The sequence below is a fragment of the Agrobacterium sp. Ap1 genome, from assembly GCF_017313375.1.
GTDB classification, from domain to species: Bacteria; Pseudomonadota; Alphaproteobacteria; order Rhizobiales; family Rhizobiaceae; genus Neorhizobium; species Neorhizobium cellulosilyticum.
This window is the reverse complement of sequence record NZ_JAFLMY010000005.1, coordinates 187,764-209,824: the sequence shown is the minus strand read 5'-3', so window position 1 is coordinate 209,824 and position 22,061 is coordinate 187,764. Positions and strand designations below refer to the sequence as shown.

Annotated in this window: 27 protein-coding genes and 1 riboswitch; of the genes, 11 read left to right on the top strand and 16 right to left on the bottom strand. The window is 59.1% G+C overall.

Annotated elements, in window-relative coordinates; genetic code table 11:
* Positions 1–9 precede the first annotated feature (9 nt).
* Entirely contained in the window at positions 10–324 is a 315-nt protein-coding gene (locus tag JZX87_RS12500; RefSeq protein WP_148144867.1) for a DUF2849 domain-containing protein, read from the bottom strand.
* Positions 321–1,793: a siroheme synthase CysG gene (cysG, locus tag JZX87_RS12495; protein WP_206825869.1), complete on the bottom strand. Its 1,473-nt coding sequence runs from the start codon at positions 1,791–1,793 to the stop codon at positions 321–323. Before cysG ends, JZX87_RS12500 begins: the two co-directional genes overlap by 4 nt.
* A 235-nt stretch (positions 1,794–2,028) precedes the next feature.
* On the opposite strand from cysG, the gene JZX87_RS12490 reads away from it, so the two are divergent.
* From JZX87_RS12490 to JZX87_RS12480, 3 genes are read left to right on the top strand one after another with little or no spacing between them, the layout of a single operon-like run.
* The gene (locus JZX87_RS12490; protein ID WP_206825867.1) at positions 2,029–2,619 is read left to right on the top strand and encodes a deaminase; all 591 of its coding nucleotides are present in this window, start codon (positions 2,029–2,031) and stop codon (positions 2,617–2,619) included.
* A 20-nt stretch (positions 2,620–2,639) separates the two neighbouring features.
* Positions 2,640–3,485 (top strand): nucleoside triphosphate pyrophosphohydrolase, encoded by an 846-nt coding sequence (mazG, locus tag JZX87_RS12485; protein WP_206826124.1) that lies wholly within the window; start codon positions 2,640–2,642, stop codon positions 3,483–3,485.
* 30 nt (positions 3,486–3,515) lie between these two features.
* Entirely contained in the window at positions 3,516–4,712 is a 1,197-nt protein-coding gene (locus JZX87_RS12480; RefSeq protein ID WP_206825865.1) for an FAD-dependent oxidoreductase, read from the top strand.
* Between the two features lie 8 nt (positions 4,713–4,720).
* Here the strand turns inward: JZX87_RS12480 and JZX87_RS12475 are convergent, their stop codons facing one another.
* Together JZX87_RS12475 and JZX87_RS12470 are read right to left on the bottom strand one after the other, a co-directional pair.
* Positions 4,721–5,836 carry a metallophosphoesterase gene (locus JZX87_RS12475; protein ID WP_206825863.1) on the bottom strand — a complete coding sequence of 372 codons (1,116 nt, stop codon included), beginning with the start codon at positions 5,834–5,836 and terminating at the stop codon, positions 4,721–4,723.
* A 129-nt stretch (positions 5,837–5,965) separates the two neighbouring features.
* Positions 5,966–6,199 carry a flagellar basal body protein gene (locus JZX87_RS12470; protein WP_206825859.1) on the bottom strand — a complete coding sequence of 78 codons (234 nt, stop codon included), beginning with the start codon at positions 6,197–6,199 and terminating at the stop codon, positions 5,966–5,968.
* A gap of 326 nt (positions 6,200–6,525) precedes the next feature.
* Here JZX87_RS12470 and JZX87_RS12465 point away from each other — a divergent pair, with 326 nt between their 5' ends.
* On the top strand, positions 6,526–7,734 hold the full coding sequence (locus JZX87_RS12465; protein WP_206825857.1) for an acyltransferase family protein: 1,209 nt from the start codon (positions 6,526–6,528) through the stop codon (positions 7,732–7,734).
* Between the two features lie 8 nt (positions 7,735–7,742).
* Here the strand turns inward: JZX87_RS12465 and JZX87_RS12460 are convergent, their stop codons facing one another.
* The 5 genes from JZX87_RS12460 to JZX87_RS12440 all read right to left on the bottom strand — a co-directional run bounded on the left by JZX87_RS12460 (position 7,743) and on the right by JZX87_RS12440 (position 13,383).
* A complete protein-coding gene (locus tag JZX87_RS12460; protein WP_206825849.1) occupies positions 7,743–8,000 on the bottom strand; it encodes a hypothetical protein in 258 nt (85 codons plus the stop codon).
* A gap of 221 nt (positions 8,001–8,221) precedes the next feature.
* Positions 8,222–11,086, bottom strand: a complete 2,865-nt coding sequence (gcvP, locus tag JZX87_RS12455; RefSeq protein ID WP_206825848.1) for an aminomethyl-transferring glycine dehydrogenase — start codon at positions 11,084–11,086, stop codon at positions 8,222–8,224.
* Positions 11,083–11,445, bottom strand: coding sequence for a glycine cleavage system protein GcvH (gene gcvH, locus JZX87_RS12450; protein ID WP_206825847.1), 363 nt, complete (start codon positions 11,443–11,445; stop codon positions 11,083–11,085). The genes gcvP and gcvH overlap by 4 nt, the downstream gene beginning before the upstream one ends.
* A gap of 23 nt (positions 11,446–11,468) precedes the next feature.
* Complete coding sequence (gcvT, locus tag JZX87_RS12445; RefSeq protein ID WP_206825846.1) at positions 11,469–12,605, bottom strand: glycine cleavage system aminomethyltransferase GcvT; 1,137 nt, start codon at positions 12,603–12,605, stop codon at positions 11,469–11,471.
* 187 nt (positions 12,606–12,792) lie between these two features.
* A riboswitch (glycine riboswitch) is annotated at positions 12,793–12,881 on the bottom strand.
* A gap of 223 nt (positions 12,882–13,104) precedes the next feature.
* Positions 13,105–13,383, bottom strand: coding sequence for a hypothetical protein (locus tag JZX87_RS12440; protein WP_148144856.1), 279 nt, complete (start codon positions 13,381–13,383; stop codon positions 13,105–13,107).
* Between the two features lie 114 nt (positions 13,384–13,497).
* Between JZX87_RS12440 and crcB the strand changes: the two genes are divergently transcribed.
* From crcB to JZX87_RS12405, 7 genes are all read left to right on the top strand, one after another.
* Complete coding sequence (gene crcB / locus JZX87_RS12435; protein WP_206825845.1) at positions 13,498–13,875, top strand: fluoride efflux transporter CrcB; 378 nt, start codon at positions 13,498–13,500, stop codon at positions 13,873–13,875.
* A gap of 36 nt (positions 13,876–13,911) precedes the next feature.
* Positions 13,912–14,901, top strand: a complete 990-nt coding sequence (locus JZX87_RS12430) for an RluA family pseudouridine synthase (RefSeq protein ID WP_206825844.1) — start codon at positions 13,912–13,914, stop codon at positions 14,899–14,901.
* Between the two features lie 14 nt (positions 14,902–14,915).
* Positions 14,916–15,110: a hypothetical protein gene (locus JZX87_RS12425; RefSeq protein ID WP_148144853.1), complete on the top strand. Its 195-nt coding sequence runs from the start codon at positions 14,916–14,918 to the stop codon at positions 15,108–15,110.
* Positions 15,107–15,754 (top strand): HAD-IA family hydrolase, encoded by a 648-nt coding sequence (locus tag JZX87_RS12420; RefSeq protein ID WP_206825843.1) that lies wholly within the window; start codon positions 15,107–15,109, stop codon positions 15,752–15,754. Before JZX87_RS12425 ends, JZX87_RS12420 begins: the two co-directional genes overlap by 4 nt.
* A gap of 10 nt (positions 15,755–15,764) precedes the next feature.
* The gene (locus JZX87_RS12415; protein WP_206825842.1) at positions 15,765–16,556 is read left to right on the top strand and encodes an ATP12 family chaperone protein; all 792 of its coding nucleotides are present in this window, start codon (positions 15,765–15,767) and stop codon (positions 16,554–16,556) included.
* Positions 16,557–16,610: 54 nt separating this feature from the next.
* Entirely contained in the window at positions 16,611–17,111 is a 501-nt protein-coding gene (locus JZX87_RS12410; RefSeq protein WP_206825840.1) for a hypothetical protein, read from the top strand.
* A 114-nt stretch (positions 17,112–17,225) separates the two neighbouring features.
* Complete coding sequence (locus JZX87_RS12405) at positions 17,226–17,618, top strand: DoxX family protein (protein ID WP_148144849.1); 393 nt, start codon at positions 17,226–17,228, stop codon at positions 17,616–17,618.
* Between the two features lie 64 nt (positions 17,619–17,682).
* Here the strand turns inward: JZX87_RS12405 and fghA are convergent, their stop codons facing one another.
* The 7 genes from fghA to JZX87_RS12370 form a co-directional block, all read right to left on the bottom strand.
* Complete coding sequence (gene fghA, locus JZX87_RS12400; RefSeq protein WP_206825839.1) at positions 17,683–18,516, bottom strand: S-formylglutathione hydrolase; 834 nt, start codon at positions 18,514–18,516, stop codon at positions 17,683–17,685.
* A gap of 36 nt (positions 18,517–18,552) precedes the next feature.
* Positions 18,553–19,224: a DUF1345 domain-containing protein gene (locus JZX87_RS12395; RefSeq protein WP_206825836.1), complete on the bottom strand. Its 672-nt coding sequence runs from the start codon at positions 19,222–19,224 to the stop codon at positions 18,553–18,555.
* Positions 19,225–19,244: 20 nt separating this feature from the next.
* Complete coding sequence (locus JZX87_RS12390) at positions 19,245–19,691, bottom strand: YaiI/YqxD family protein (RefSeq protein ID WP_183821572.1); 447 nt, start codon at positions 19,689–19,691, stop codon at positions 19,245–19,247.
* Between the two features lie 50 nt (positions 19,692–19,741).
* Positions 19,742–19,930: a YegP family protein gene (locus JZX87_RS12385; RefSeq protein WP_183821573.1), complete on the bottom strand. Its 189-nt coding sequence runs from the start codon at positions 19,928–19,930 to the stop codon at positions 19,742–19,744.
* A gap of 160 nt (positions 19,931–20,090) precedes the next feature.
* Entirely contained in the window at positions 20,091–20,426 is a 336-nt protein-coding gene (locus JZX87_RS12380) for a hypothetical protein (RefSeq protein WP_206825835.1), read from the bottom strand.
* Positions 20,427–20,447: 21 nt separating this feature from the next.
* Complete coding sequence (locus tag JZX87_RS12375; RefSeq protein ID WP_206825833.1) at positions 20,448–20,909, bottom strand: GNAT family N-acetyltransferase; 462 nt, start codon at positions 20,907–20,909, stop codon at positions 20,448–20,450.
* Entirely contained in the window at positions 20,906–22,033 is a 1,128-nt protein-coding gene (locus JZX87_RS12370; protein ID WP_183828115.1) for an S-(hydroxymethyl)glutathione dehydrogenase/class III alcohol dehydrogenase, read from the bottom strand. The genes JZX87_RS12375 and JZX87_RS12370 overlap by 4 nt, the downstream gene beginning before the upstream one ends.
* Between the last annotated feature and the right edge of the window lie 28 nt (positions 22,034–22,061).

Sequence of the window (22,061 nt, the reverse complement as noted above, 5' to 3'; positions counted from 1 at the left end):
CTCTAAGTGTCAGACTGCGATGAAGGCTGCGTCGGCTTTGCCGTAGCCACTCGCGTAATTCATTGTGGGGCCGGCGGCGCGAATACGCTCGCGAAGGCGGGTCGGCCAGAGGACGCCATTGGTTTCCTCGACATCGATCACGGCGACATCGACGACCTTGTTGTCGGCGAAGTCGCGCTTGCCGATCGCTTCGAGCGAGGCTGCGGCTTCCGCATGACGAGCGACCAGCGCATCCTGCAGGTTTTCCGTCCAGTGGCCTGCGGCATCCAGCCAGACGGCGATACCATCGGAAAGGCGGTTGGCGGTCAGAACCTTGTCGGTCATTGCTGCATTCCTTTTTCCTGGCCTTGTTCTTGGTCCGCATATTCGTGGCTACGGACAGATTTTCTGAAGGCGGAGAGCGGTTCGGATTTGTCGAAATTCGCGCCGGCGACGGCTTCGCCGATGATCACCATGACCGGACCATCGAGGTCATCACGCGCTTCCAGTGACGGCAGCTCGCTCAGCACGCCATGGAAGAGTTTGCGGTCGATGCGGCTGGCATTTTCGATCACGGCAACCGTCGTGTCGCGGCTCAAACCTGCATCCATCAGGCGTTCGGAGACCGAGGCGGCGACCGTGCGGCCCATATAAACGGCGATGGTGGCGCCGGAGATGGCAAGGCTTGCCCAGTCCGGCAATACATCGCCGGTCAGGTCGTGGCCAGTGGTGAAGATCAGCGAGGAGGCAACACCGCGCAAGGTCAGCGGCAGATCGAAATCAGCGGCTGCAGCGAAAGCCGACGTGATACCGGGCACGATCTCGTAAGCGATGCCGGCTTCCCGAAGGGCTGCCATTTCCTCACCGGCACGACCGTAGACCAGCGGATCACCGGATTTCAGTCTTACGACGCGCTTGCCCTGGCGTCCGAGATCGACCAGCAGGCGGTTGATCTCGTCCTGGCTCTTGGAGTGACAGTTCTTGCGCTTCCCGACGGAAAGACGTTCGGCATCGCGGCGGCCCATGTCGACGATCGCCTGCGGTACAAGCGCGTCATAAACGATCGCGTCGGCTTCCATCAGCACACGCTGTGCCCGTAACGTCAGCAGGTCTTCTGCGCCGGGGCCGGCACCGACCAGCCAGATCTTGCCCTCGGCCTGTCCAGAGGTCGACAGAAGCACATTGGCGGCGCGACGGGCGGAGGCGTGGTCGTTTGCTTCAATCGCATCGGCGACATCGCCCGAGAAGAAGCGGCGCCAGAAAATGCGACGGGAAACACCGCGCGGAACAAGCCGTTCGGCGGCATCGCGGTAATCGGCGGCAAGGCTTGCGAGGCGGCCGAGAGACGGCGACAGCATCTGGTCGATGCGGGCGCGGATCATCTGCGCCAGAACCGGGCCTGCACCCTCCGTGCCGATGGCGATGGCGACCGGTGCACGGTTGACGAGAGCGGGGGTGAAGAAATCGCAATAGTCGGGCTGATCCACCGCATTGGCCGGGATTTTTTGCGCACGGGCGGCTGTGACGATTGCCTGATCCTGCTCGGCTTCGCCGGTTGCGGCGAAAACCAGCACCGCGCCCTTTACCTGCTCGGCTGAGAATTCGGCACGGATGACCTCGATGCCTTGTATATCAAGCCAGGCAGCATAATCCGCTTCCGGCTCGTCGGCATAGGCGACGATCTCGGCGTCGGTATTTCTCAAGAGACGAGCTTTGGCATAGGCTTCGTCGCCGTTGCCGAAGACTGCCACGGTTTTTCCATGCACACGGAAAAAGGCGGGGAAGGCTGACAGACGTTGATGGCTGGCTGACATGCGGTTATCCTGAAACATATGACAGGAATATCCACAATCGGACGCAGGTTTTGAAGAAATGGATATGCGAAGTGGATTGACCGCGGGTATTTCTGTTTCGCAATCAACCTGTTCTTGAGCAAAAGCCACCGCAGAGGATATTTCCCCAGTATTTCTGTAGATTACCAGGTTTTTACCTCGATCGGTCCGTTCCTCGTTATAAATTGCCTAGACATACCAGCCATAAAGAGCCTCCATGACCACTGCCGCCACACTCGCCCCACGGCTTCTCGACGTCATCGAACACGATATCCTGCCGCTTACCCAAGCGGGTGTCGCTGCCGGCAACAAGGTGTTCGGCGCAGCGATACTGAAAAAATCCGATCTTTCGCTGGTGATTGCCGAGACCAATAACGAGCTCGAAAATCCGCTCTGGCACGGTGAAGTCCACACGCTGAAGCGCTTCTATGAAAAGACTTCAGGAATTTCTACCAAGGATCTGATTTTCCTGTCAACTCATGAACCCTGCACGATGTGTATGTCGGCCATCACATGGGCCGGTTTCGACAATTTTTATTCCTTCTTCAGCCACGAGGATTCGCGCGATGCGTTTGCGATCCCGCATGATTTGAAGATCCTCAAGGAGGTATTCGGGTTGGAGCCAGGCGGTTATCGCCGGTCGAATGCGTTCTGGAATTCCTACTTCATTGCCGATCTGGTGGAGACAGAGCAGAACCCGCTGCGACAGCAATTGCGCGAACAGACCGCCCGGATCAAACAGACCTATCAGCGCCTTTCGGACAGCTACCAGTCCGGCAAGGGCGAAAACGACATACCGCTCAACTGAGCGCCCAAGGATATTTCATGATGGAAGCTTCAAAGGATATTTCGCGGCTGATCGAGATCATGGCGGCGCTGCGCACGCCTGTCACCGGCTGCCCCTGGGATCTGGAGCAGGATTTCGCGTCGATCAAGCCCTATACGATCGAGGAGGCCTATGAGGTTGCCGACGCGATTGAACGCAAGGACATGGACGATCTCTGCGAGGAGTTGGGCGACCTGCTGCTGCAGGTGGTTTTTCACGCCCGCATGGCGGAAGAGGCGGGCGACTTTGCCTTTGGCGACGTGGTGGAAGTGGTGACGAGAAAAATGATCCGCCGCCATCCGCATGTCTTTGTTCCCCCTGGGGCCCGCTCCGATGCCGATACGCCCGGTGCGGTGAAAATCCAGTGGGACGAGATCAAGCAGGAGGAGAAACGCGAGCGGGCCGAACGGCGCTTGAGCCGCGGCATCACCGAGGACTTCAAGGCCGGTTTTCTCGGATCCGTGCATCGCAGCCAGCCGGCGCTGACCGAAGCGTTGAAACTGCAGGAGCGCGCTGCCAAGGTCGGTTTCGACTGGTCGCAGCCGGAACCGATCCTCGACAAGATCGAGGAAGAAGTGCGGGAGTTGCGTGAGGCGCTGCAGGCAGGCCATCCGGAAAAAGTGTCCGATGAGCTTGGTGATCTGATCTTCGCGATGGTCAATATCGGCCGTCATGTCGGCACGGATCCGGAAAATGCGCTGCGCGGAACGAATACGAAATTCCGGCGTCGGTTCAATCATATAGAGACGGAACTTAAAAAATCAGGCGAGAGCCTTGAGGCCGCATCTCTCGAGCGAATGGAAGACCTGTGGCAGGCAGCCAAAGCCATCGAGCGGCAGCTGGGTTGAGCGCGTGAACGCCACCGACAGGACCGTGCCATGAAGATCGATGGGCTGGAAGTCGCAATCGCCGGTGCCGGCATCGGCGGGTTGTCGCTGGCAACCATGCTCGCCCGTGGTGGCGCGAAAGTCGTGGTCTACGACCAGATGGAAGCGCCGCAGCCTGTCGGCTCGGGTTTCGTGCTGCAGCCGACGGGTCTGGCAATCCTAAAGGCGATGGGCCTGTTCGATGCGATCGCAGCTCGCGGACAGGTCATTACCCGCATGCACGGAGCATTGGCCGGCGGATCGTCCGGGCCGGGCAAGACGGTGCTGGAGATCAGTTATCCGGGTGATGGTCACGGCATCGCCATCCAGCGCGTGGCCTTGTTCGATCTTTTGCTATCCGCGGCAATTGCCTCAGGCGTCCGGTTTGAGACGAATGCAAGAACGACTGGCATCATAGAAGGCAAAAGACCGGCGCTGACGCTCGATGGCGGTCGTGCAACGCCTTCGGCAGATCTCGTCGTCGACGCGATGGGTGCGAGTTCACCGATCGGCCACGATCCGGCGAAGGAGCTGAACTATGGCGCGCTCTGGGCGACGGTGCCGTGGCCGGAGAACGGACCGTTTCATCCCCACGAGCTGGAGCAGCGTTACGAGCGGGCGAGCCATATGGCCGGTGTCCTGCCGGTCGGGACGGCGAGGGACGGCGCGGCGCCGATGGCGACCTTCTTCTGGAGCCTGCGTAACCGCGACATCGAGGCGTGGCGCAATGCCGGCCGGGAGGCGTGGCTGGAACGAGTGAACGCGCTCTGGCCGCAAGCCGTGCCGCTTGCCGAAGTCGCCGAGCCTGTCCATGCCCGCTATCGTCACCACACGCGAAAGCCGGTTGCGGGGCGCGGTGTCATCCGCATCGGCGATGCATGGCATGCGACAAGCCCGCAACTGGGCCAAGGCGCCAATATGGCGATGATCGATGCAGCCTCGCTGCTCTCGGCTCTTGCCCGCGCACCGTCGATTGATGAGGCCTTTGCGCTACATCTGCGCCAGCGCGGGCCGCATGTCTGGCTCTACCAGACGCTCAGCGTCGTGCTAACGCCTTTTTATCAGTCCGACAGCCGCATCCTGCCGGCCATGCGCGATATCGCGATCGGCCCGACGACGCGAATGCCGCTGGTGCGGCAGCTTGTCAGCCGGCTGGTCACAGGCGATTTCCTCAGCCCGATAAAGCGGATCGGGCTCGAGGAGCTTTAGGCGCCGTTTCAGGCGGGCCGAAGCGTGATGACGGTCAGCTCCGATGGCACGCCAAGCCGCAGCGCAAAACCGATCCACAAAGCCGTGCCGTTGTTGACGTAAAGCTGCATGTCGCCGACGTCGTAACGGCCGGACACAAAGCCGTTGTTGAAGCGTGCGACCAACCGGTCCATACCAAGGATCATGCCGCCATGTGTATGGCCGGAAAGCTGCAGATCGGCACCGGCTTGTGCTGATACCCGTGCATTGCGCGGCTGGTGGTCCAGGAGGATGATGGGGGCTTCCGGCGGTGCGCCGGCCAATGCCTTCGCGACATCCGGCCCTTCGAGGCCGAAACGGGTCGCGTTGACATCGTTGACGCCTGCAAGCGTTAGCTTCGCGTCTCCGCGCGACAACAGAACATGGCCGTTGGAGATGGTTTTGAGGCCAAGCTCCTGATATTTCGCCATCCAGCCATCATGGCCGAAGTAATACTCATGATTGCCCGGAATGGTGTAAATGCCATCCGTTGCCCTCAGCTTTGCCAGCGGTGCAACGTCACGCGTTCGGGCCTGAAGGTCGCCATCGATCAAGTCACCGGTGATGACGATCAGGTCGGCATTTTGGGCATTAGCCTTTGCAACAGTCTCTTCGACCCAGGGCGCTTGGAACAGGCGGCTGATATGCAGATCGGTGAGCTGGATCATCCGGTAGCCGTCGAATTCCGCCCGGAGATCGCGGATCCTGATCTCGACTTCTTTCACCGGCGGAACGCGGATTGCCTGGGAAACGGCAAAGGCCGCCAGCGACATGGTGACGATGCCGACGCTGTAGCGCAGTTTCGGTGCGATCGAGATGCGCCGGCGTTTCAAGGCCGCGATCACCGATGCACCGATGTCGATTGCGAGCTGGCAGACGGCAGTCAGCAGTATGAAGCCTGACAGCCAGTTCGCCATGATCATCGCTAACCTCGGCACTTCCGGCGAGAACATCGTGCCGAAGACGAGAAGGCTGATCAGGCTGTGCTGGAACACCACCATCAGGATGACGGCGAGAAAACCTTTCAGCCAGTTCGGCCAAGGCAGCGGATAGATGAAACGGGCAACGACATAGAAGCAAAGGATGGCTTTGAAGAGATGAAACAAGGCGGGATGCTCTGGGTCTTGGGATAAGGAACCCTCTCTTCTTCGAGTTCGCCGCCCAACTCAACCGCCCAGACCGACCGGCTGACGCGATTTTGATCGCGTGCGATCAGGTCGAAATCTTTGCCAGCGTTAATCCCGCTTGATCGTCAGCAGCAGATCCCACATGTCCGCACCGGTTTCGAAGACGGCAGCGTTGGCGGCAAAGCCTTGTTCGGCTGTCATCACATCGATCATTTCCCCTGCCGGATCGACGTCGTATCCGGGCGTTGAGGCATTGGCGATATTATTCGCAGCCGTATTCAGACGCTGGGATTGCGTCTGCATGCCGGCGACGGAAGTGCTCATTGCTGCAGAAATCGTCATGGCCTTGCCTTCATCATCGTTCGCCATCGTTATGAAGGACAGGCGCGAATGAAGGGTGAAGGGACAGGGTTAAGTCCCGTCATTGTTTACCCCGTTTCCTGTGTCGATCAGGGACATCCGTCTCATGGTCACTTGTTCCCGATGAGGAGAGGTCCCCATAATGGCCGCATTCCTGGCCAAAACATCCAGCTCATGCCGATCCGATCGACCACATGGTTCGATCGGAAATCGGGAGAAGTGTCAGATTTAGGGATTGCCCTAAAAACGCATGAGCCTATGTCGGTATTGCACTGCAATATTTCCGATGCCGGCTGAAGGAGCTGTTCATGGCGGGTAAAGCAGCAATTCCGAGAATTATCGGAATAGATCTGACCCGGTCGGTCGCCATCTTTTTCGCCATGCTCAGCCATGTCTGGGTCGTCACTAATATGGACACGTTCTGGAGCGGTGCTTCGGCCGATTTCCTGCGCGCGCTTATGGCGCTCGCCACCCCCACATTCATCCTGCTGTTCGGCACGATGCTCGAGATCGTCTATCGGCCGAGATTCGTTGCCGGTGAACAGGAGCGGGTCGCTGTGCGTTTGTTTTCCCGCGCGATACAGTGCTGGCTTCTCTATTGCGTTTCGGTCTTCGTTCTCTACCTGTTTGCCGATGGCTATTCGCTGAAATTTTCGCTGGCGACCATGATGCTGATCGGTGTCACGCCTTTTACCGATATCCTCAAATTCTATGCCGTCGTGCTTTTCCTGGCACCCTTCCTTTTGTGGCTGCGCTGTAGGGTTGGCTTGCTGCCGCTCGTGGTTTTGGCGCTGATCGTCCATGCCGCCCATCCGGTCATTCGTGGGCTTCCGGGCCCGCTCGATTTCCATCTGGGCATGTATGCCGAACGGGTCGTGACCTTCCTCTTCGGTGTTGGCGATGCCAAGCTCGGCGGTCCGTCGATCCTGCATGGAACAAGCCTGATCATCGCCGGAATGGCGTTCGGGCGGCTGATTGCGGGAGACAGGACCGTTCAATCAGAGAAGCCACCCATCGGAGTCGTTACACGGGCGTCCTACCTGCTGGCCGGCTCGGCTTTGGTGATCGCTCTCGGGGTCCTGTTCTATGATGAAAAATCCCTGGCGGAACTCGGGGACATGTCGCTGCGGATGGATAGCGATCCGCTCTATTTCGCGGCCGGCCTATGCGGTGCGATTGCCATGACGAGCCTTGCGGTGCTTCTCACCCAGCGTCTGTCACCCGAAGTGAAGCAGCGGCTGGAGAAGCCGGTCTTCTTTGGGCGCACCAGTCTCTTCACCTTCGCCTTCGGCAACATGATCCTCTACGGCTGGCCCGGTGAGCCGAATACTCTTCAGTCTGCCGTTCTCCAGGCGGTTCTGATCAGCATCGCGATCACGCTGCTCAGCTACATGTTCGATCGGGAAGTGCGCCGGGGCGGCACGCTGGCAGCCGTCGTCAAATGGATGCAGGCCCGGATCACGTCACTGGTGAACATGCTGGTGGGGTGGAGAACGCCGCGCGTTAGGCAGGCCTGACGACCACTTCAGGCGGCCTTCAATTTCCGCAGAAGAGTTTCCAGTTCCTCTGACTCGGGAAGCGGCGTCGAAAGATCGGATTTCAGGTTATTGCGATCGCCGAGTTCGAACTGATACCAGTTCATCAGCCCCGATGCGATAGCCTGGGCCTGCTCGCTTTCAGGCGATACATCGTTCTCCTCGCACCAGGCTTCCAGAAATCGCTGGAGCAGCTCGAGATCATCCGATCCGAGTACGATGCTAGACGAAACCTTATCCCTAAACATTTCTGTCCTCACAACCATGCTGGAGTTTCCGAAAGAGCATGCACTTGCTGCTGGTTCGGAAGCAGGAGAGTGCCTTTAGGACATGGCACCCATCGGATACATCTGATCATCCTCAATGCATCCGGCCTTGGGCTTATAACGCACGACGGCGCAAATGGTTCATTTTGATACAGAAAAGGCGGCTCGTGGCCGCCTTTTCCAATCGTTTTGTACGTGGTCGATTACTCGGCAGCTTCCGCATAATCCTCCAGCGGAGGGCAGGAGCATACGAGGTTGCGGTCACCATAGACGTTGTCGATACGGTTGACCGAGGACCAGTACTTGTCGACGCGGAACGAGCCGGGCGGGAAGCAGGCCTGTTCGCGGGAGTAGGGACGATCCCACTCGCCGACGAGGTCTTCCACCGTGTGCGGAGCGTTCTTCAGCGGGTTGTTGAGCTTGTCCGCACGGCCTTCCTCGATGTCGCGGGCTTCCTCGCGGATCGCCAGCATCGCTTCGCAGAAGCGGTCGAGTTCAGCCTTGGTTTCCGACTCCGTCGGCTCGATCATCAGTGTGCCCGCAACCGGCCAGCTCATGGTCGGTGCGTGGAAGCCGCAGTCGATCAGGCGCTTGGCGACATCGTCCACCGTCACGCCTGCAGAGGCGTTGAGCGGGCGGGTGTCGATGATGCATTCATGCGCCACGCGGCCAGCTTCCGACTTGTAGAGAACGTCGTAGGCACCCTTCAGGCGTGCTGCGATATAGTTGGCGTTGAGGATCGCCACCTTGGTTGCCTGCATCAGGCCTTCGCCGCCCATCATCAGGCAGTAGGACCAGGAGATCGGCAGGATCGACGGCGAGCCGAACGGAGCAGCCGAAACCGCACCTTCACGACCATCCGACTGCGGGTGACCGGGCAGATAAGCTGCCAGATGCGCCTTGACGCCGATCGGCCCCATGCCGGGACCACCGCCGCCATGCGGGATGCAGAAGGTCTTGTGCAGGTTCAAGTGCGACACATCGGAGCCGATGTCGCCGGGGCGGGCGAGGCCGACCATGGCGTTCATGTTGGCGCCGTCAAGATAGACCTGACCGCCGTGCTTGTGGGTGATATCGCAGATTTCCTTGACCGTTTCCTCGAACACGCCATGCGTGGACGGGTAGGTGATCATGCAAGCCGAAAGATTTGCGGCATGTTCTTCGGCCTTGGCGCGGAAGTCGTCGATATCGATATCGCCATTGTCACGAACCTTGACGACTACAACCTTCATGCCGACCATCTGTGCCGAGGCGGGGTTGGTGCCGTGCGCGGATGTCGGGATCAGGCAGACGTTGCGATGCGTGTCGCCATTGGCAATGTGGTAATTGCGGATGGTGAGCAGGCCCGCATATTCGCCCTGCGCGCCCGAATTCGGCTGCATGGAGAAGGCGTCGTAACCGGTAACCTGGCAAAGCTTTTCCGACAGGTCGTCGATCATTTCCTTGTAGCCGAGCGCCTGCTCCTGCGGGACAAACGGATGGATATCCGAAAATTCCGGCCAGGTGATCGGCAGCATTTCCGCCGTGGCGTTCAGCTTCATCGTGCAGGAGCCGAGCGGGATCATCGCACGGTCGAGCGCGAGGTCGCGGTCGGACAGGCGGCGGATGTAGCGGGTCATCTCGCTTTCGGCACGGTTCATGTGGAAGATCGGATGGGTCATGTAATCCGATTTCCGCAGAAGCGCCGTCGGCAGGCGGTATTCGACTTCGAAGTCGGAGACCTTGAAATTGCCGCCGAATGCGCGCCAGACGGCTTCGAGCGTGACCGGGCGGGTGCGCTCATCGAGCGACATGCCGATCTTCGTCTCGCCGATCTTGCGCAGGTTGACGCCTTCGGCAACGGCTGCACGCAGGATCAGGCCCTGCATGTGGCCGACCTCGACCGTGATCGTGTCGAAGAAGGTTTCCGGCTCGATTTTGTAGCCGAGCTTTTCGAGGCCCTTGGCCATCAGCACGGCCTTCTTGTGAACCTGCTGGGCAATTGCCTTCAACCCTTGAGGCCCGTGGAAGACGCCGTACATAGAGGCCATGACGGCAAGCAGCACCTGCGCGGTGCAGATGTTCGATGTCGCCTTTTCGCGGCGGATATGCTGTTCGCGGGTCTGCAGCGACAGGCGATAGGCGCGGTTGCCGCGGGCATCGACCGAAACGCCGACAAGACGGCCGGGCATGGCGCGCTTGTGGGCATCCTTGACGGCCATGTAGGCTGCGTGCGGACCGCCGTAACCGACCGGAACGCCGAAGCGCTGCGAAGAGCCGATGGCGATATCGGCGCCCATTTCGCCCGGGGACTTCAGCAGCGTCAACGCCAGAAGGTCGGCAGCAACGGCGGCAAGAGCGCCGGTCTGGTGCAGGCGGGAGATCAGGCCGGTGAAGTCACGAACTTCGCCATTGGTGCCCGGATACTGGAAGATCGCACCAAAAACGTCGACCGGATCGAGATCGGTCATCGGGTCGCCGATGATGACGCTCCAGCCTAGCGGGGCGGCGCGGGTTTCGATCAGCGCGATGGTCTGCGGGTGGCAGGCCTTATCGACGAAGAAGGCGCTCGCCTTGGTCTTTGCCTGGCGCTGGCAGAGCGCCATGGCTTCGGCAGCAGCGGTCGCTTCATCGAGCAGCGACGCGTTGGCGACGTCGAGACCGGTCAGGTCGGCGATCATCGTCTGGAAGTTCAGCAGCGCTTCGAGACGACCTTGGCTGATTTCCGGCTGGTAAGGCGTATAGGCCGTGTACCAGGCCGGATTTTCCAGAATGTTGCGCTGGATGACCGGCGGCGTGATGGTGCCGTAATAGCCCTGGCCGATCAGCGAGGTCAGGACCTGGTTCTTGTTGGCGGTCTCGCGCAGCTTGTCGAGCGCCTCGCGTTCGGAGAGTGCTGCGCCCCAGGCGAGCGGTGCCTGCTGGCGGATCGAGGAAGGCACGGTGGCATCGATCAGCGCGTCGAGCGACTTGTAACCGATGACCTTCAGCATTTCGGTCATTTCAGCCGGCGAGGGGCCGATATGACGCCGGTTGGCGAAGTCATACGGATTATAGTCGGTGAAGTGGAAATCGGTGTTTTCGGTCATCCGATCAGGTCCTTGTAGGCGGCTTCGTCCATCAGGGCATCGACGTCGGAAACGTTCTTCAACTTCAGCTTGAAGAACCAGGCGGCGCCCTGCGGATCGGAATTAACCAGCGACGGGTCGTCGACGATCGCCTGGTTGACTTCGGTGACTTCGCCATCGAGCGGGGAGTAGACGTCAGACGCAGCCTTGACGCTTTCGACGGTGGCGGCATTGCCGTCCTTGGTCAGTTCTGCGCCGACTTCCGGAAGCTCGACAAAAACGAGGTCGCCAAGCTGGTCGGCGGCGTGCTGGGTGATGCCAACAGTGGCGACATCGCCTTCAAGCTTCAGCCATTCGTGTTCAGCGGTGAATTTCAACATTTTAGTTCTCTCCGGAGGATTTCTTAGCGTTTATAGGTGGGTGTGATGAAGGGAAGGGCGGTGACGATCATGGGCAAGTATTTGCCGCGGACTTCCGCATAGACCTGTGTGCCAGCATCGGTGTGGCTAATCGGCAGGTAACCCATGGCAACCGGCCCTTCGACGCTCGGGCCAAATGTGCCGGATGTGACTTCGCCGAGTTCGGTCTTGCCTTCCGCATCGGCGTAGAGTTTTGCATGCGAGCGAACCGGTGCCTTGCCTTCCGGCTTCAGGCCAACGCGGCGGCGGGTGGTGCCATTGGCCAGTTCGCCGAGGATGCGTTCTGCGCCCGGAAAACCGCCTTCGCGGTCGCCGCCGGCCTTGCGGGCCTTTTGCAACGCCCATTCGAGCGAGGCTTCGATCGGGGAGGTGGTGGTGTCGATATCGTTTCCATAAAGGCACAGGCCGGCTTCGAGACGAAGACTGTCGCGCGCGCCGAGGCCGATGGCTTCGCAGTCCGGGTGCTCAAGCAGAGCCTTGGCGACTTCGACGGCATGGGCTTCGGGTACGGAAATCTCAAATCCGTCCTCGCCAGAATAACCAGAGCGGGAGATGATGCAGGGCACATCGTGAAGTGGTACTTCGCGCACGTCCATGAACTTCATGGCCGATACGCCTGCCCAGAGTTCCGCCAGAACCGCCTGCGCACGGGGACCCTGAAGGGCAATCAGTGCACGGTCTTCCAGAAGTGTGACGTCGCAGTCGGCGAGGTTCGCCTTCATATGGGCGACGTCCTGATCCTTGCAGGCGGCGTTGACGACGACGAGAAGGTGGTCGCCACGATTGGTAATCATCAAGTCGTCAAGGATGCCGCCGTTTGCTTCGGTGAAGAAGCCATACCGCTGGCGGCCCTCTTTCAAACCCAGAATGTCGACCGGGACTAGCTTTTCGAGCGCCAGCGCCGCGTCGGTATATTCGCCCGACTTCGCCTTCACGATGACCTGGCCCATGTGGGACACATCGAACAGGCCGGCTGCAGTGCGGGTATGAAGGTGTTCCTTCATCACGCCGAGCGGATACTGAACGGGCATATCGTATCCGGCGAACGGCACCATTTTTGCGCCGAGCGAGATATGCAATGCGTGGAGCGGAGTAGTGCGCAGAACTGCTTGATCGTCCAAAAGACGCCTCCAGGTTTTTGGCGCGCGCTGAACGAAAATCAGCTCGCACGCCGGCTCAGATTAGGACGCGGGTCTGCCCCAAAGGGTTTCCCTTGTCGGTTTCGAGCCCCCTCTGTCCCTTTCGCCTGAGATTGTTATCCCTTCGGCGAGCCCCCGGTTAACGGTTGCTTCTCTCCAGAGTTCCTGCAGTCTACCCGTGGTCCTTTTGCCTGAGAGTTTCCGGGGCGGTTGCTCCTTCGGCACCGCATTGAAGCGGCTTCTCCCTACGGGTCGCGCTCATTATCGTTGCGGCATACCTTTTGGCAAGGGCCGCATGTCGAAACCAGCACGATTTCTGTCGCATGATCTGTATGGATTGATCTGGTTCAATGACAACCTGCTCCGGCGGAGACCCGCGCCGGGTTCGCTTCGACGATCTTGTCTATCTGAAGGAGGCATTGGAATGTCGAGGCGGGACTTCGGCTCGCGTGCAGCAGACTGGCCGTTCAGTTCAAAACACTCAGTCCTCGAGGTCGCGATAGGCCGCTTCGACCTGCTGCAGGGAATATTGCTGCTGCGGCTGTTTTCCGGTGGTCAGGACGTCGATGCCGACTTTTATCGCGGGGATCATGTTATCAATGGCTTCCGGATCGCTGACATTCTCCAGGGCCTTGGCGTTCCGATCAGCGTCAGCCTTGACATCGGCCACCTGGTCCTTCACGGAAACGCGGCGTGGCGTGCGGAGCGCTTCGATATTCAAAGCCGCCGTATTTGCAGAAATGGTCACGATCTGGGTCATTTGCCTCACCTTCGATCTTCCACCCTTACGAGAAGGGGTGTTCTTCGATGCTTAAGCCGAACCACTGCTTTTTAACGATGTGGGCTTTTAGTCACGCAGTCAAGGGTTGAAGTCATGACGAATATTCTATTGGCCGCATTGGGCGGGGCAATCGGTTCAGTTCTTCGTTATCTGGTGGGTGTATTTTCTGTCCGCTGGTTCGGGCCGGGTTTTCCCTGGGGAACCCTTACTGTAAACGTCATCGGATCCTTCATTATCGGCTTGTCGGTGGAAATGATCGCGCGCCGTTTCGAAGCTTCGATGGAATTGCGTGTGTTCATCGTCACCGGAATTATCGGCGGCTTTACCACCTGGTCGTCCTTTTCCCTCGATACGATGGTGCTTTTCGAGCGCGGTGCGATCACTGCTGCGGCTGCTTACGTGATCGGCAGCCTCGTGGTTTCGTTCGCCGCCGTCTTTGCCGGGCTGGCGCTCGGGCGGGCAATGCTCTAAAGAGCGGCCCTCAAGAAGATATAAGAAAGAGCGTTGATGGCAGGCATCGAGCATATCCGCGTCGAGGCGGACGAGGCAGGCATGCGCCTCGACCGTTGGTTCAAGATTCACTATCCGGGTCTTGGATTCGGTCCGTTGCAGAAATTGCTGCGTTCCGGTCAGGTGCGCGTCGATGGTGGTCGCGTCAAGACCGACACGCGCGTCGAGCCCGGCCAGACGGTCCGCGTGCCGCCCATGGATACGGATTCCAAGAAGGGCCCTATCGCATCCAAGGACCTGAAGCACGCCGGCGATTACGAGCTGCTGCAGCGCATGGTTCTGCATGAAGACGACAAGGTGATCGTTTTGAACAAGCCTGCCGGCCTTGCCGTGCAGGGCGGTTCGGGCGTGACGCGCCATATCGACCAGATGCTCGAATCCTGGATCAGCCCCAAGGGCGAGAAACCACGTCTTGTCCATCGTCTCGACCGCGATACGTCCGGCGTTCTGGTGATCGCCCGTACACGCGGTGCCGCCCAGAAACTGACTGCAGCATTTCGCGAGCGCGACACCAAGAAGACCTACTGGTCGCTGGTGAAAGGCGTGCCGCGCAAGCGCGAGGACAAGCTGTCGTCATGGCTGGTCAAGATCCAGACACCGGATGGTGACAAGATGCGGATCGCCAAGCATGGCGAGGAGGGGGCGGATCACGCCATCTCCTATTACCGCGTGCTTGAAACCGCGGCGCAGTCGCTCGCATGGCTCGAGATGGAGCCGTATACCGGCCGTACCCACCAGTTGCGCGTCCATGCGCTTTCCATGGGCCATCCGATCATCGGCGATCCGAAATATTACGACGACGATATCAATTGGCCTTTCCCCGGCGGCATTCAGAAAAAGCTGCATCTGCATGCGCGCCATATCGACATTCCGCATCCGAATGGCGGTCGCCTGAAGGTTACCGCGCCGCTGCCGCCGCATATGGTCCAGAGCTGGAACCTGCTCGGCTTCGACATGGAAAACGGCGCAAGGGACGACGACGAGTAACAGGGGATGTGGCAATGGATGTCTTGCCTTACGTGGTTATATTTTCGCCGCTGGTCTTTTTCATGATTTTTGCATTGCGAGGTCGTGGAGAAATTAAGCGGGTAGGGAATGAGAATACTGCTGCAGTAAGGGAAAATACGCTTGCCGTTCGCGAGCACACCGAGGTTCTGCGCCAATACATCGACCTTAAACGCAAAGAGATACAATGAAACTGGTTCTGTTTGATTGCGACGGTACGCTGATCGATAGCGCGGGCCTGATCCATGAAACCATGCGCCGCACGTTCCTGCATTTCGGCAAGCCGGAGCCGGCATTCGAGGATACGAAATCGATCATCGGGCTGACGCTCGATATTGCGATCGCGCGGATGCAGGGCAAGCAGCATGCGGACCAGGAGGACATCGACATGATGGCCTATTACAAGTCGCTGTTTTCCCTCGTTCGCAGCGATCTCGATTACCGCGAACCGCTGTTTCCCGGCATTCTCGAACTGATGAACACGCTTCAGGGCCGTGATGAGATCATTCTCGGTGCCGTCACCGGCAAGTCCCGTCGCGGTCTGGATTCCGTCAGGGAGACGCACGGCTTCAAGTTCGTCGCATCGCGCACCGCCGACGATTGCCCGTCCAAGCCGCATCCTGCCATGGTGACGGAATGCTGCGACGAGACCGGGATGCGGCCGGCTGACACGCTTGTGATCGGCGATGCCATCTACGACATGCAGATGGCAAAGGCTGCCGGTGCGACCGCGATCGGTGTTTCCTGGGGTTACGCTTCTGTAGCCGAACTCAAGGAGGCCGGTGCCGACGTGATCGTCAGCCACCCGAGCGAGATACTGGCCCATATCGGCTGAGGAACAAGACATGCGCGAACTTTTCCCCGATCCTTCAGAAGCGATGAGCCATCCGGACCCGACACGGCGGGCGCAGATTCAGATGCAGAAGCCTCTGCCGAAGCGTTTCTACACCGAGGTCTCGATCGTCGGAAGCGAGGGCGGGCATGCCGTGCATCTCGACGGTCGCCCGGTGAAAACGCCGGCCAAGGCCGCACTCGCTGTGCCGACGTCCCGGCTTGCGGAATTGCTGCGTGACGAATGGGCGAACCAGGTGGAGGTCATCGATCCGCGGACCATGCCGGTGACGCGCCTGATCAATACCGCCATCGACGGTGTTGCCGTCGAAGCCCAGGCGGTGTTCGAGGATATCCTCCGTTTCTCGTCCAGCGACATGCTCTGCTACCGGGCCGAAAGCCCGGAGAACCTCGTTCTTCGTCAGCAGCAACAATGGGATCCGGTCCTCGACTGGGCGGCAAACCAGCACGGTGCGTGTTTCGAACTGATCGAAGGCGTGATGCCCAGGGAGCAGCCGCGTGATGCAACGGCGGCGTTTTCCGCTGTATTGAGAAAATACGACGCACCGATCGAGCTCGCGGTTCTCCATACGGTAACAACGCTGACCGGCTCCGCCATTCTGGCGCTTGCCTTTGCCGAGGGGCACCTTGTGGCCGAGGATATCTGGAAGCTTGCCCATCTCGAAGAGGACTGGACGGCCGAGCATTGGGGCGAGGATGCGGAAGCGCAGAACCGTCGCGAAAAGCGCCACGCGGAATTTCAGGCTGCCGTGGCGGTTTTTGAGGCTCTGAAGCCTTCGGTTTAAGGCTTCACTAACCCTAAACGGGGAACATGCGGGCTCGTCATTCCGGATGCCAGCATGTTCCTGAAATCTGTCCGTATCATCGCTATTCCGCTTGCCGTGCTGATGCTGGCCGGCTTTCGCATGCCGGCGGCAGAAGAGCAGGCGGAGCGCATGCTGTATGATGTGCGAGGCGCTTTCGTGACGGCCCAGCCGGATGTTCCCCGCGATTTGATCACCGGCACCGATATTCTGGTTGATTCCGCGATCCGCGCCACATCGCGTTCGATGATGCTGCCGCGGACCATTCTGACGGTGAGGTTGTCCGATACGCGCCGATCACTTTTTCTTTTCGGCCAGCGTTATTCCGCAAGAGTTACGGTCAAGGTCATCTCGGTCGGATCGGGTGAACCGGTTGCCGAGGGCGAATTCGAGACATCGGTCATGAGCTTCGGCAAGGAGCCTGCCGACAGTCCTCTCGCGGAAAAGATTGCCACTCGAATCGCCTCGGAATTCCAGCTCGGGCGGCCGCATCGTGCCGGACTGCTTACATCCCTTGCGAGTGGCGGCACTCCATAACCGCTTGCTTAAATCGGATTTGCAACTTCTAGGGATGGTGTCGGAAAATTGATTTCTGGCAAAAATGGCCGTGAACTAACGCTGTGCCGCTTTATTCATCCGGGGAGATATCCGATGGCGCTTTTCGATCGTTTGGCAGTCTATAGAGAGCAAGGTCTCGCTGCCCTAAGAATCATGACTGGTTTACTGTTCCTTGAGCACGGGACCATGAAACTCTTTTCCTTCCCGGTAGCTCAGGGCGGTGATCATCTGTCGCCGCTAATGCTGACTGCGGCACTCCTGGAATTTATCGGCGGCATCCTCATCACCGTCGGCTTCCTCACTCGTCCGGTCGCGTTCATTCTTTCCGGACAGATGGCTGTCGCCTATTTCATGGCGCATGCATCAAGGGGCTTCTGGCCCGCGCTGAACAATGGCGAGGCAGCCATCCTGTTCTCGTTCATCTTCATCTACCTGTTCTTTGCAGGCGCGGGCGCGTTTTCGGTCGATAACCGCAAGAAGATCTGAACCCCAAAAGCAGGAAGCCGGCGATTTCGTCGGCTTTCTTCATTTTCGCAATCAGTTCATGAAATCACGCAAGCCGCTCGGCATGCCAGCGCAGGTGGTCGTCCATGAAGGTGGAGATGAAATAGTAAGAGTGGTCGTAACGCTCGTGCATGCGGAGCGTCAGGCCGATATCAGTGCCCTTCACGGCTTCCTCGAACAGCCATGGCCGCAGGCCGTTTTCCAGAAAGCCGTCCGCCTTGCCCTGATCGATCATAAATTCGGGGAAGCGCGCGCCATCTGCGACCAACGCGCAGGTATCATACTGGCGCCACTGGGCCTTGTCTGCGCCGAGATATTTTTCATAAGCCGGTGCCGACCAGTCTGCTGTCGACGGCTCGACGATCGGCGCGAAGGCCGAGCAGCTCTTGAAGCGGTCCGGGTTCTTCAACGCGATTGTCATGGCGCCGTGGCCGCCCATCGAATGGCCGAAGATACCCTGCCTTGCCATGTCGACGCGGAACTGCTCGCTGATGAGTTTCGGTAGTTCCTGCGTGATGTAGGTGTACATCTGGTAGTTTTCAGCCCAGGGCTTTTCGGTCGCATCGAGATAGAATCCTGCGCCCTTGCCCATCTGCCAGTTGGTCAGTTCGTCGGGCACGTCATTGCCGCGCGGGCTGACATCCGGGCATACGATGATCAGGCCTAGTTCCGCTGCAAGGCGGCGATACTCGCCCTTTTCCATGACGTTCGCATGGGTGCAGGTCAGGCCCGAAAGATACCAGAGCACCGGGCGCGGCTCTTCTATGGCCTGCGGCGGCACGAAGACCGCAAAGGTCATCTCGCATTTGCAAGCATCCGAATCATGGCTGAAAACGCCCTGCATGCCGCCAAAGGCGGTATTTTGCGAAATGATCTTCATGGAAATGGTCCTTTCGGGCTTGCTGTGTTGGCGTCCTCAGGTCGCCAGCGAGACGACGGCATTGACCGCAGCGGCTACCAGTATCGTGTTGAAAAAGAAAGATACGACGGCATGAAGCAGGTTGATTTTGCGCATGTCGGTAGCCGTGATCGCCACATCGGAGGTCTGTGCAGTCATGCCGATGACGTAACCGAAATAAAGGAAATCCCAGGCACCCGGACGATCCGTCTGAGGGAAATCCAGTCCGCCGACCGATTTGCCGTCTTGTTTGTTACCCGGTCGCCAGTAGAGATGAGCGTAGTGCAGTGAGAACATCGTATGGATGGAGAACCATCCAAGAATGACCGCTGCAAAGCCGACTGCCACGTCCGCCAGTCCCAACGGTTGTTTCTGGTTCAAGGCTTCGAAGAGCGTGACGAGTGCCACGACGGCTGCGAGCAGGGTAACGGCAAGGATGATCGGCGCGGGTTCATCGGTATTCTGGCCGCTTGCCTGCAGGCGGTCTGCATCGAGATGGCGGATGCGCAAGCCGATCAGGATCAGATAGACCACGAAGAAGACGATCGCGGTCAGAGCTGCCGCGAGTTCAGGCAGCAGCAAGATCAGGACGGGCAGGGCGATGATTGCAGTAATTGCCGCCGCAAAGAAGGGGCCATGGCGGCGATGGCGCCAATGCCGTTTGACTTTGCCGCCCTCGCTTCTTGCCATGCCCAATTCACCCGTATCGTTCAGCCGGCCGATTTTGCCCTGCGGCAGAGCCTGTCGAGGGTTTCCAGAAATGCCGAGCGATCGCGCGGTGAGAAGGCGGCATTGTATCCTTTGCTTTCACCCGTCTCGCGCAGATGAGCGCCGAGGTCGCGCATCGCGGTCGCCATGCCGATATTGCTCTTGTCGAACAGGCGTCCGGTCGGGCCGGTCACCAATGCACCTGCGGCAACGCACCGCCCCGCAAGCGGCACGTCTGCGGTCACCACGATGTCGCCAGTCGTGGCGCGTTCGGCGATCCAGTCATCGGCGGCATCGAAGGCTCCCGAAACGATGACGTTCTTGACCATCGGATCACGGGACGGGCGCAGGCCGGAATTGGCGACAAACGTCACCTCAAGGCCGTGGCGCTCTGCGACCTTCAGAATTTCCGGCTTCACCGGGCAGGCATCGGCATCGACATAGATCAAGGCTATTCGCTTCCTCGTAGACAGATTCAACAAAGAAGCGACTTAGCAGATCACGCCACCGCTGTCGTCTGGTCGTCGACGGTTGCGCCGGGCGCGTTTTTCTTGATGGATTCGATGGCGGCTATGGCAGAGGCCTTGGCTGCATAACCTTCTGAGGAAAACATGCTCTGGCCGTTGGAGGCCTTGAAACGGAAACGAAACTCGCCTGCCTTATCCTTGTAGACTTCGAATTTGTACATGGTTGCTTCCTCTCTCTTCTTCCCGTCATGGATGATAGATCGGGGCAAAGGAAAAGCAAGCACTGCAGATCGACTATGAGGTATATGGACGTAATCAATCCTGGCAATATCGACAGTAGTTCTGCGTCATAGGATTGCGAGCTAGTCTCAGAGCTTTGACCTAGTCCTTTTCAAACGGCGTGAAATTCAAGTCATACGCTCTTGGATTTTCATTCGGGGGCTCTTTGGCCTCCGTCGAATATGTGTATACCCGACCTGTCGTCTCGAATCCGATATGTCGACCGATTGTGATGATCATGTCGACCGCTTGCTCTGCGTCCAGCGCCCATACATTCATTCTGAAAAATGCTGGCGTACCAACTTGGATATCGAAGTCCGCATTAGTCTCGACTATTTCGCCTTCCGCCATCATCGTGAAATGCTGGAAAGGCGTTTGCAGTTTCCCGTATCTTAGCTTGAGCTTCCAATTCTTCTCAGCTTCCAAAGCGATACCCAATCAACTTTTGAAAGGGCCAAACTATCGCAATGGCCGTATCATATCCACATGCGGAATGCCGTCTTCCAGATATTCCTCGGATGTCCGTTCAAAGCCGAACGAAGCGTAGAATTTCTGCAGATGCGCCTGGGCGGAAATCTCGATCGCCTCGCCGGGATAGGCCTTTTCGCATTCGATGATCGCCTCGCGCATCAGCGCGTCACCGAGACCTTTTCCGCGGTGGTTCGGCGATACGGCCACGCGGCCGATACGGGGCAGGTGATCTGTTGTCGGTCGCCACAGACGGGCGCAGGCGAGCAGGTCTTCGCCATCGATCAGCCGCAGGTGCAGGCAGTCGGGATCGTTGCCGTCAAGCTCGGGATAGGGGCATGTCTGCTCGACGACGAAGACGTCGACGCGCATTTTCAGCATGGCGTAGAGATCGAGTGCGGAGAACTCGTCGAGCCTCCGCACATCAACCGTGTATGAGGGCAGGGCGGTCAATAGACCACCACACCGCGGATCGACTCACCCTTGTGCATCAGCTCAAAACCCTTGTTGATATCTTCGAGCGGCATGGTGTGGGTGATCATCGGGTCGATCTGGATCTTGCCTTCCATGTACCAGTCGACGATCTTCGGCACGTCGGTGCGGCCGCGGGCGCCGCCGAAGGCTGTGCCCATCCAGTTGCGGCCGGTGACCAGCTGGAACGGACGGGTGGAGATCTCCTGGCCTGCTCCTGCAACGCCGATGATGACCGACTTGCCCCAGCCGCGATGCGACGATTCCAGCGCCTGGCGCATGACCTTGGTGTTGCCGGTGCAGTCGAACGTGTAGTCAGCACCGCCGATCAGGTCGCCATGACGCTTGGTCATGTTGACCAGATAAGGAACGATGTCTTCACCGACTTCCTTCGGGTTGACGAAGTGGGTCATACCGAATTTTTCGCCCCATTCCTTGCGATCCGGGTTGATGTCGACGCCGATGATCATGTCGGCGCCGGCAAGCCGCAGGCCCTGCAGCACGTTGAGGCCGATGCCGCCGAGACCGAAGACGATCGCGGTGGAACCGATCTCGACCTTGGCCGTGTTGATGACGGCGCCGATACCGGTCGTCACGCCGCAGCCGATATAGCAGACCTTGTCGAACGGCGCGTCAGGATTGATCTTGGCAAGCGCGATCTCCGGCAGAACGGTGAAGTTCGCAAAGGTCGAGCAGCCCATATAGTGGTGGATCTTGTCCTTGCCGATCGAGAAGCGCGAAGTGCCGTCCGGCATCACGCCCTGGCCCTGGGTGGAGCGGATCGAGGTGCAGAGGTTGGTCTTGCGGCTGGTGCAGGAATAGCACTCGCGGCATTCCGGCGTGTAGAGCGGAATGACGTGATCGCCCTTCTTCAGCGAGGTGACGCCAGGTCCGACATCGACGACGATACCGGCGCCTTCATGGCCGAGAATGGCCGGAAACAGGCCTTCCGGATCGGCGCCCGAGAGGGTGAAATCGTCGGTGTGGCAGATCCCGGTGGCCTTGATCTCGACCAGCACTTCGCCGGCCTTCGGGCCGTCGAGCTGAACCGTCATCACTTCCAGCGGTTTTCCTGCCTGAACGGCTACAGCGGCGCGGACATCCATCGTGTCACTCCCTTGGTTTGAAATTTAA

Bases quoted from the DNA above. Each gene is read 5' to 3' on its own strand.
- JZX87_RS12500 (WP_148144867.1), bottom strand. From the start codon at position 324: ATGACCGACAAGGTTCTGACCGCCAACCGCCTTTCCGATGGTATCGCC.
- cysG (WP_206825869.1), bottom strand. From the start codon at position 1,793: ATGTCAGCCAGCCATCAACGTCTGTCAGCCTTCCCCGCCTTTTTCCGT.
- JZX87_RS12490 (WP_206825867.1), top strand. From the start codon at position 2,029: ATGACCACTGCCGCCACACTCGCCCCACGGCTTCTCGACGTCATCGAA.
- mazG (WP_206826124.1), top strand. From the start codon at position 2,640: ATGGAAGCTTCAAAGGATATTTCGCGGCTGATCGAGATCATGGCGGCG.
- JZX87_RS12480 (WP_206825865.1), top strand. From the start codon at position 3,516: ATGAAGATCGATGGGCTGGAAGTCGCAATCGCCGGTGCCGGCATCGGC.
- JZX87_RS12470 (WP_206825859.1), bottom strand. From the start codon at position 6,199: ATGACGATTTCTGCAGCAATGAGCACTTCCGTCGCCGGCATGCAGACG.
- JZX87_RS12465 (WP_206825857.1), top strand. From the start codon at position 6,526: ATGGCGGGTAAAGCAGCAATTCCGAGAATTATCGGAATAGATCTGACC.
- JZX87_RS12460 (WP_206825849.1), bottom strand. From the start codon at position 8,000: ATGTTTAGGGATAAGGTTTCGTCTAGCATCGTACTCGGATCGGATGAT.
- gcvP (WP_206825848.1), bottom strand. From the start codon at position 11,086: ATGACCGAAAACACCGATTTCCACTTCACCGACTATAATCCGTATGAC.
- gcvH (WP_206825847.1), bottom strand. From the start codon at position 11,445: ATGTTGAAATTCACCGCTGAACACGAATGGCTGAAGCTTGAAGGCGAT.
- JZX87_RS12440 (WP_148144856.1), bottom strand. From the start codon at position 13,383: ATGACCCAGATCGTGACCATTTCTGCAAATACGGCGGCTTTGAATATC.
- crcB (WP_206825845.1), top strand. From the start codon at position 13,498: ATGACGAATATTCTATTGGCCGCATTGGGCGGGGCAATCGGTTCAGTT.
- JZX87_RS12430 (WP_206825844.1), top strand. From the start codon at position 13,912: ATGGCAGGCATCGAGCATATCCGCGTCGAGGCGGACGAGGCAGGCATG.
- JZX87_RS12425 (WP_148144853.1), top strand. From the start codon at position 14,916: ATGGATGTCTTGCCTTACGTGGTTATATTTTCGCCGCTGGTCTTTTTC.
- JZX87_RS12420 (WP_206825843.1), top strand. From the start codon at position 15,107: ATGAAACTGGTTCTGTTTGATTGCGACGGTACGCTGATCGATAGCGCG.
- JZX87_RS12415 (WP_206825842.1), top strand. From the start codon at position 15,765: ATGCGCGAACTTTTCCCCGATCCTTCAGAAGCGATGAGCCATCCGGAC.
- JZX87_RS12410 (WP_206825840.1), top strand. From the start codon at position 16,611: ATGTTCCTGAAATCTGTCCGTATCATCGCTATTCCGCTTGCCGTGCTG.
- JZX87_RS12405 (WP_148144849.1), top strand. From the start codon at position 17,226: ATGGCGCTTTTCGATCGTTTGGCAGTCTATAGAGAGCAAGGTCTCGCT.
- fghA (WP_206825839.1), bottom strand. From the start codon at position 18,516: ATGAAGATCATTTCGCAAAATACCGCCTTTGGCGGCATGCAGGGCGTT.
- JZX87_RS12395 (WP_206825836.1), bottom strand. From the start codon at position 19,224: ATGGCAAGAAGCGAGGGCGGCAAAGTCAAACGGCATTGGCGCCATCGC.
- JZX87_RS12385 (WP_183821573.1), bottom strand. From the start codon at position 19,930: ATGTACAAATTCGAAGTCTACAAGGATAAGGCAGGCGAGTTTCGTTTC.
- JZX87_RS12370 (WP_183828115.1), bottom strand. From the start codon at position 22,033: ATGGATGTCCGCGCCGCTGTAGCCGTTCAGGCAGGAAAACCGCTGGAA.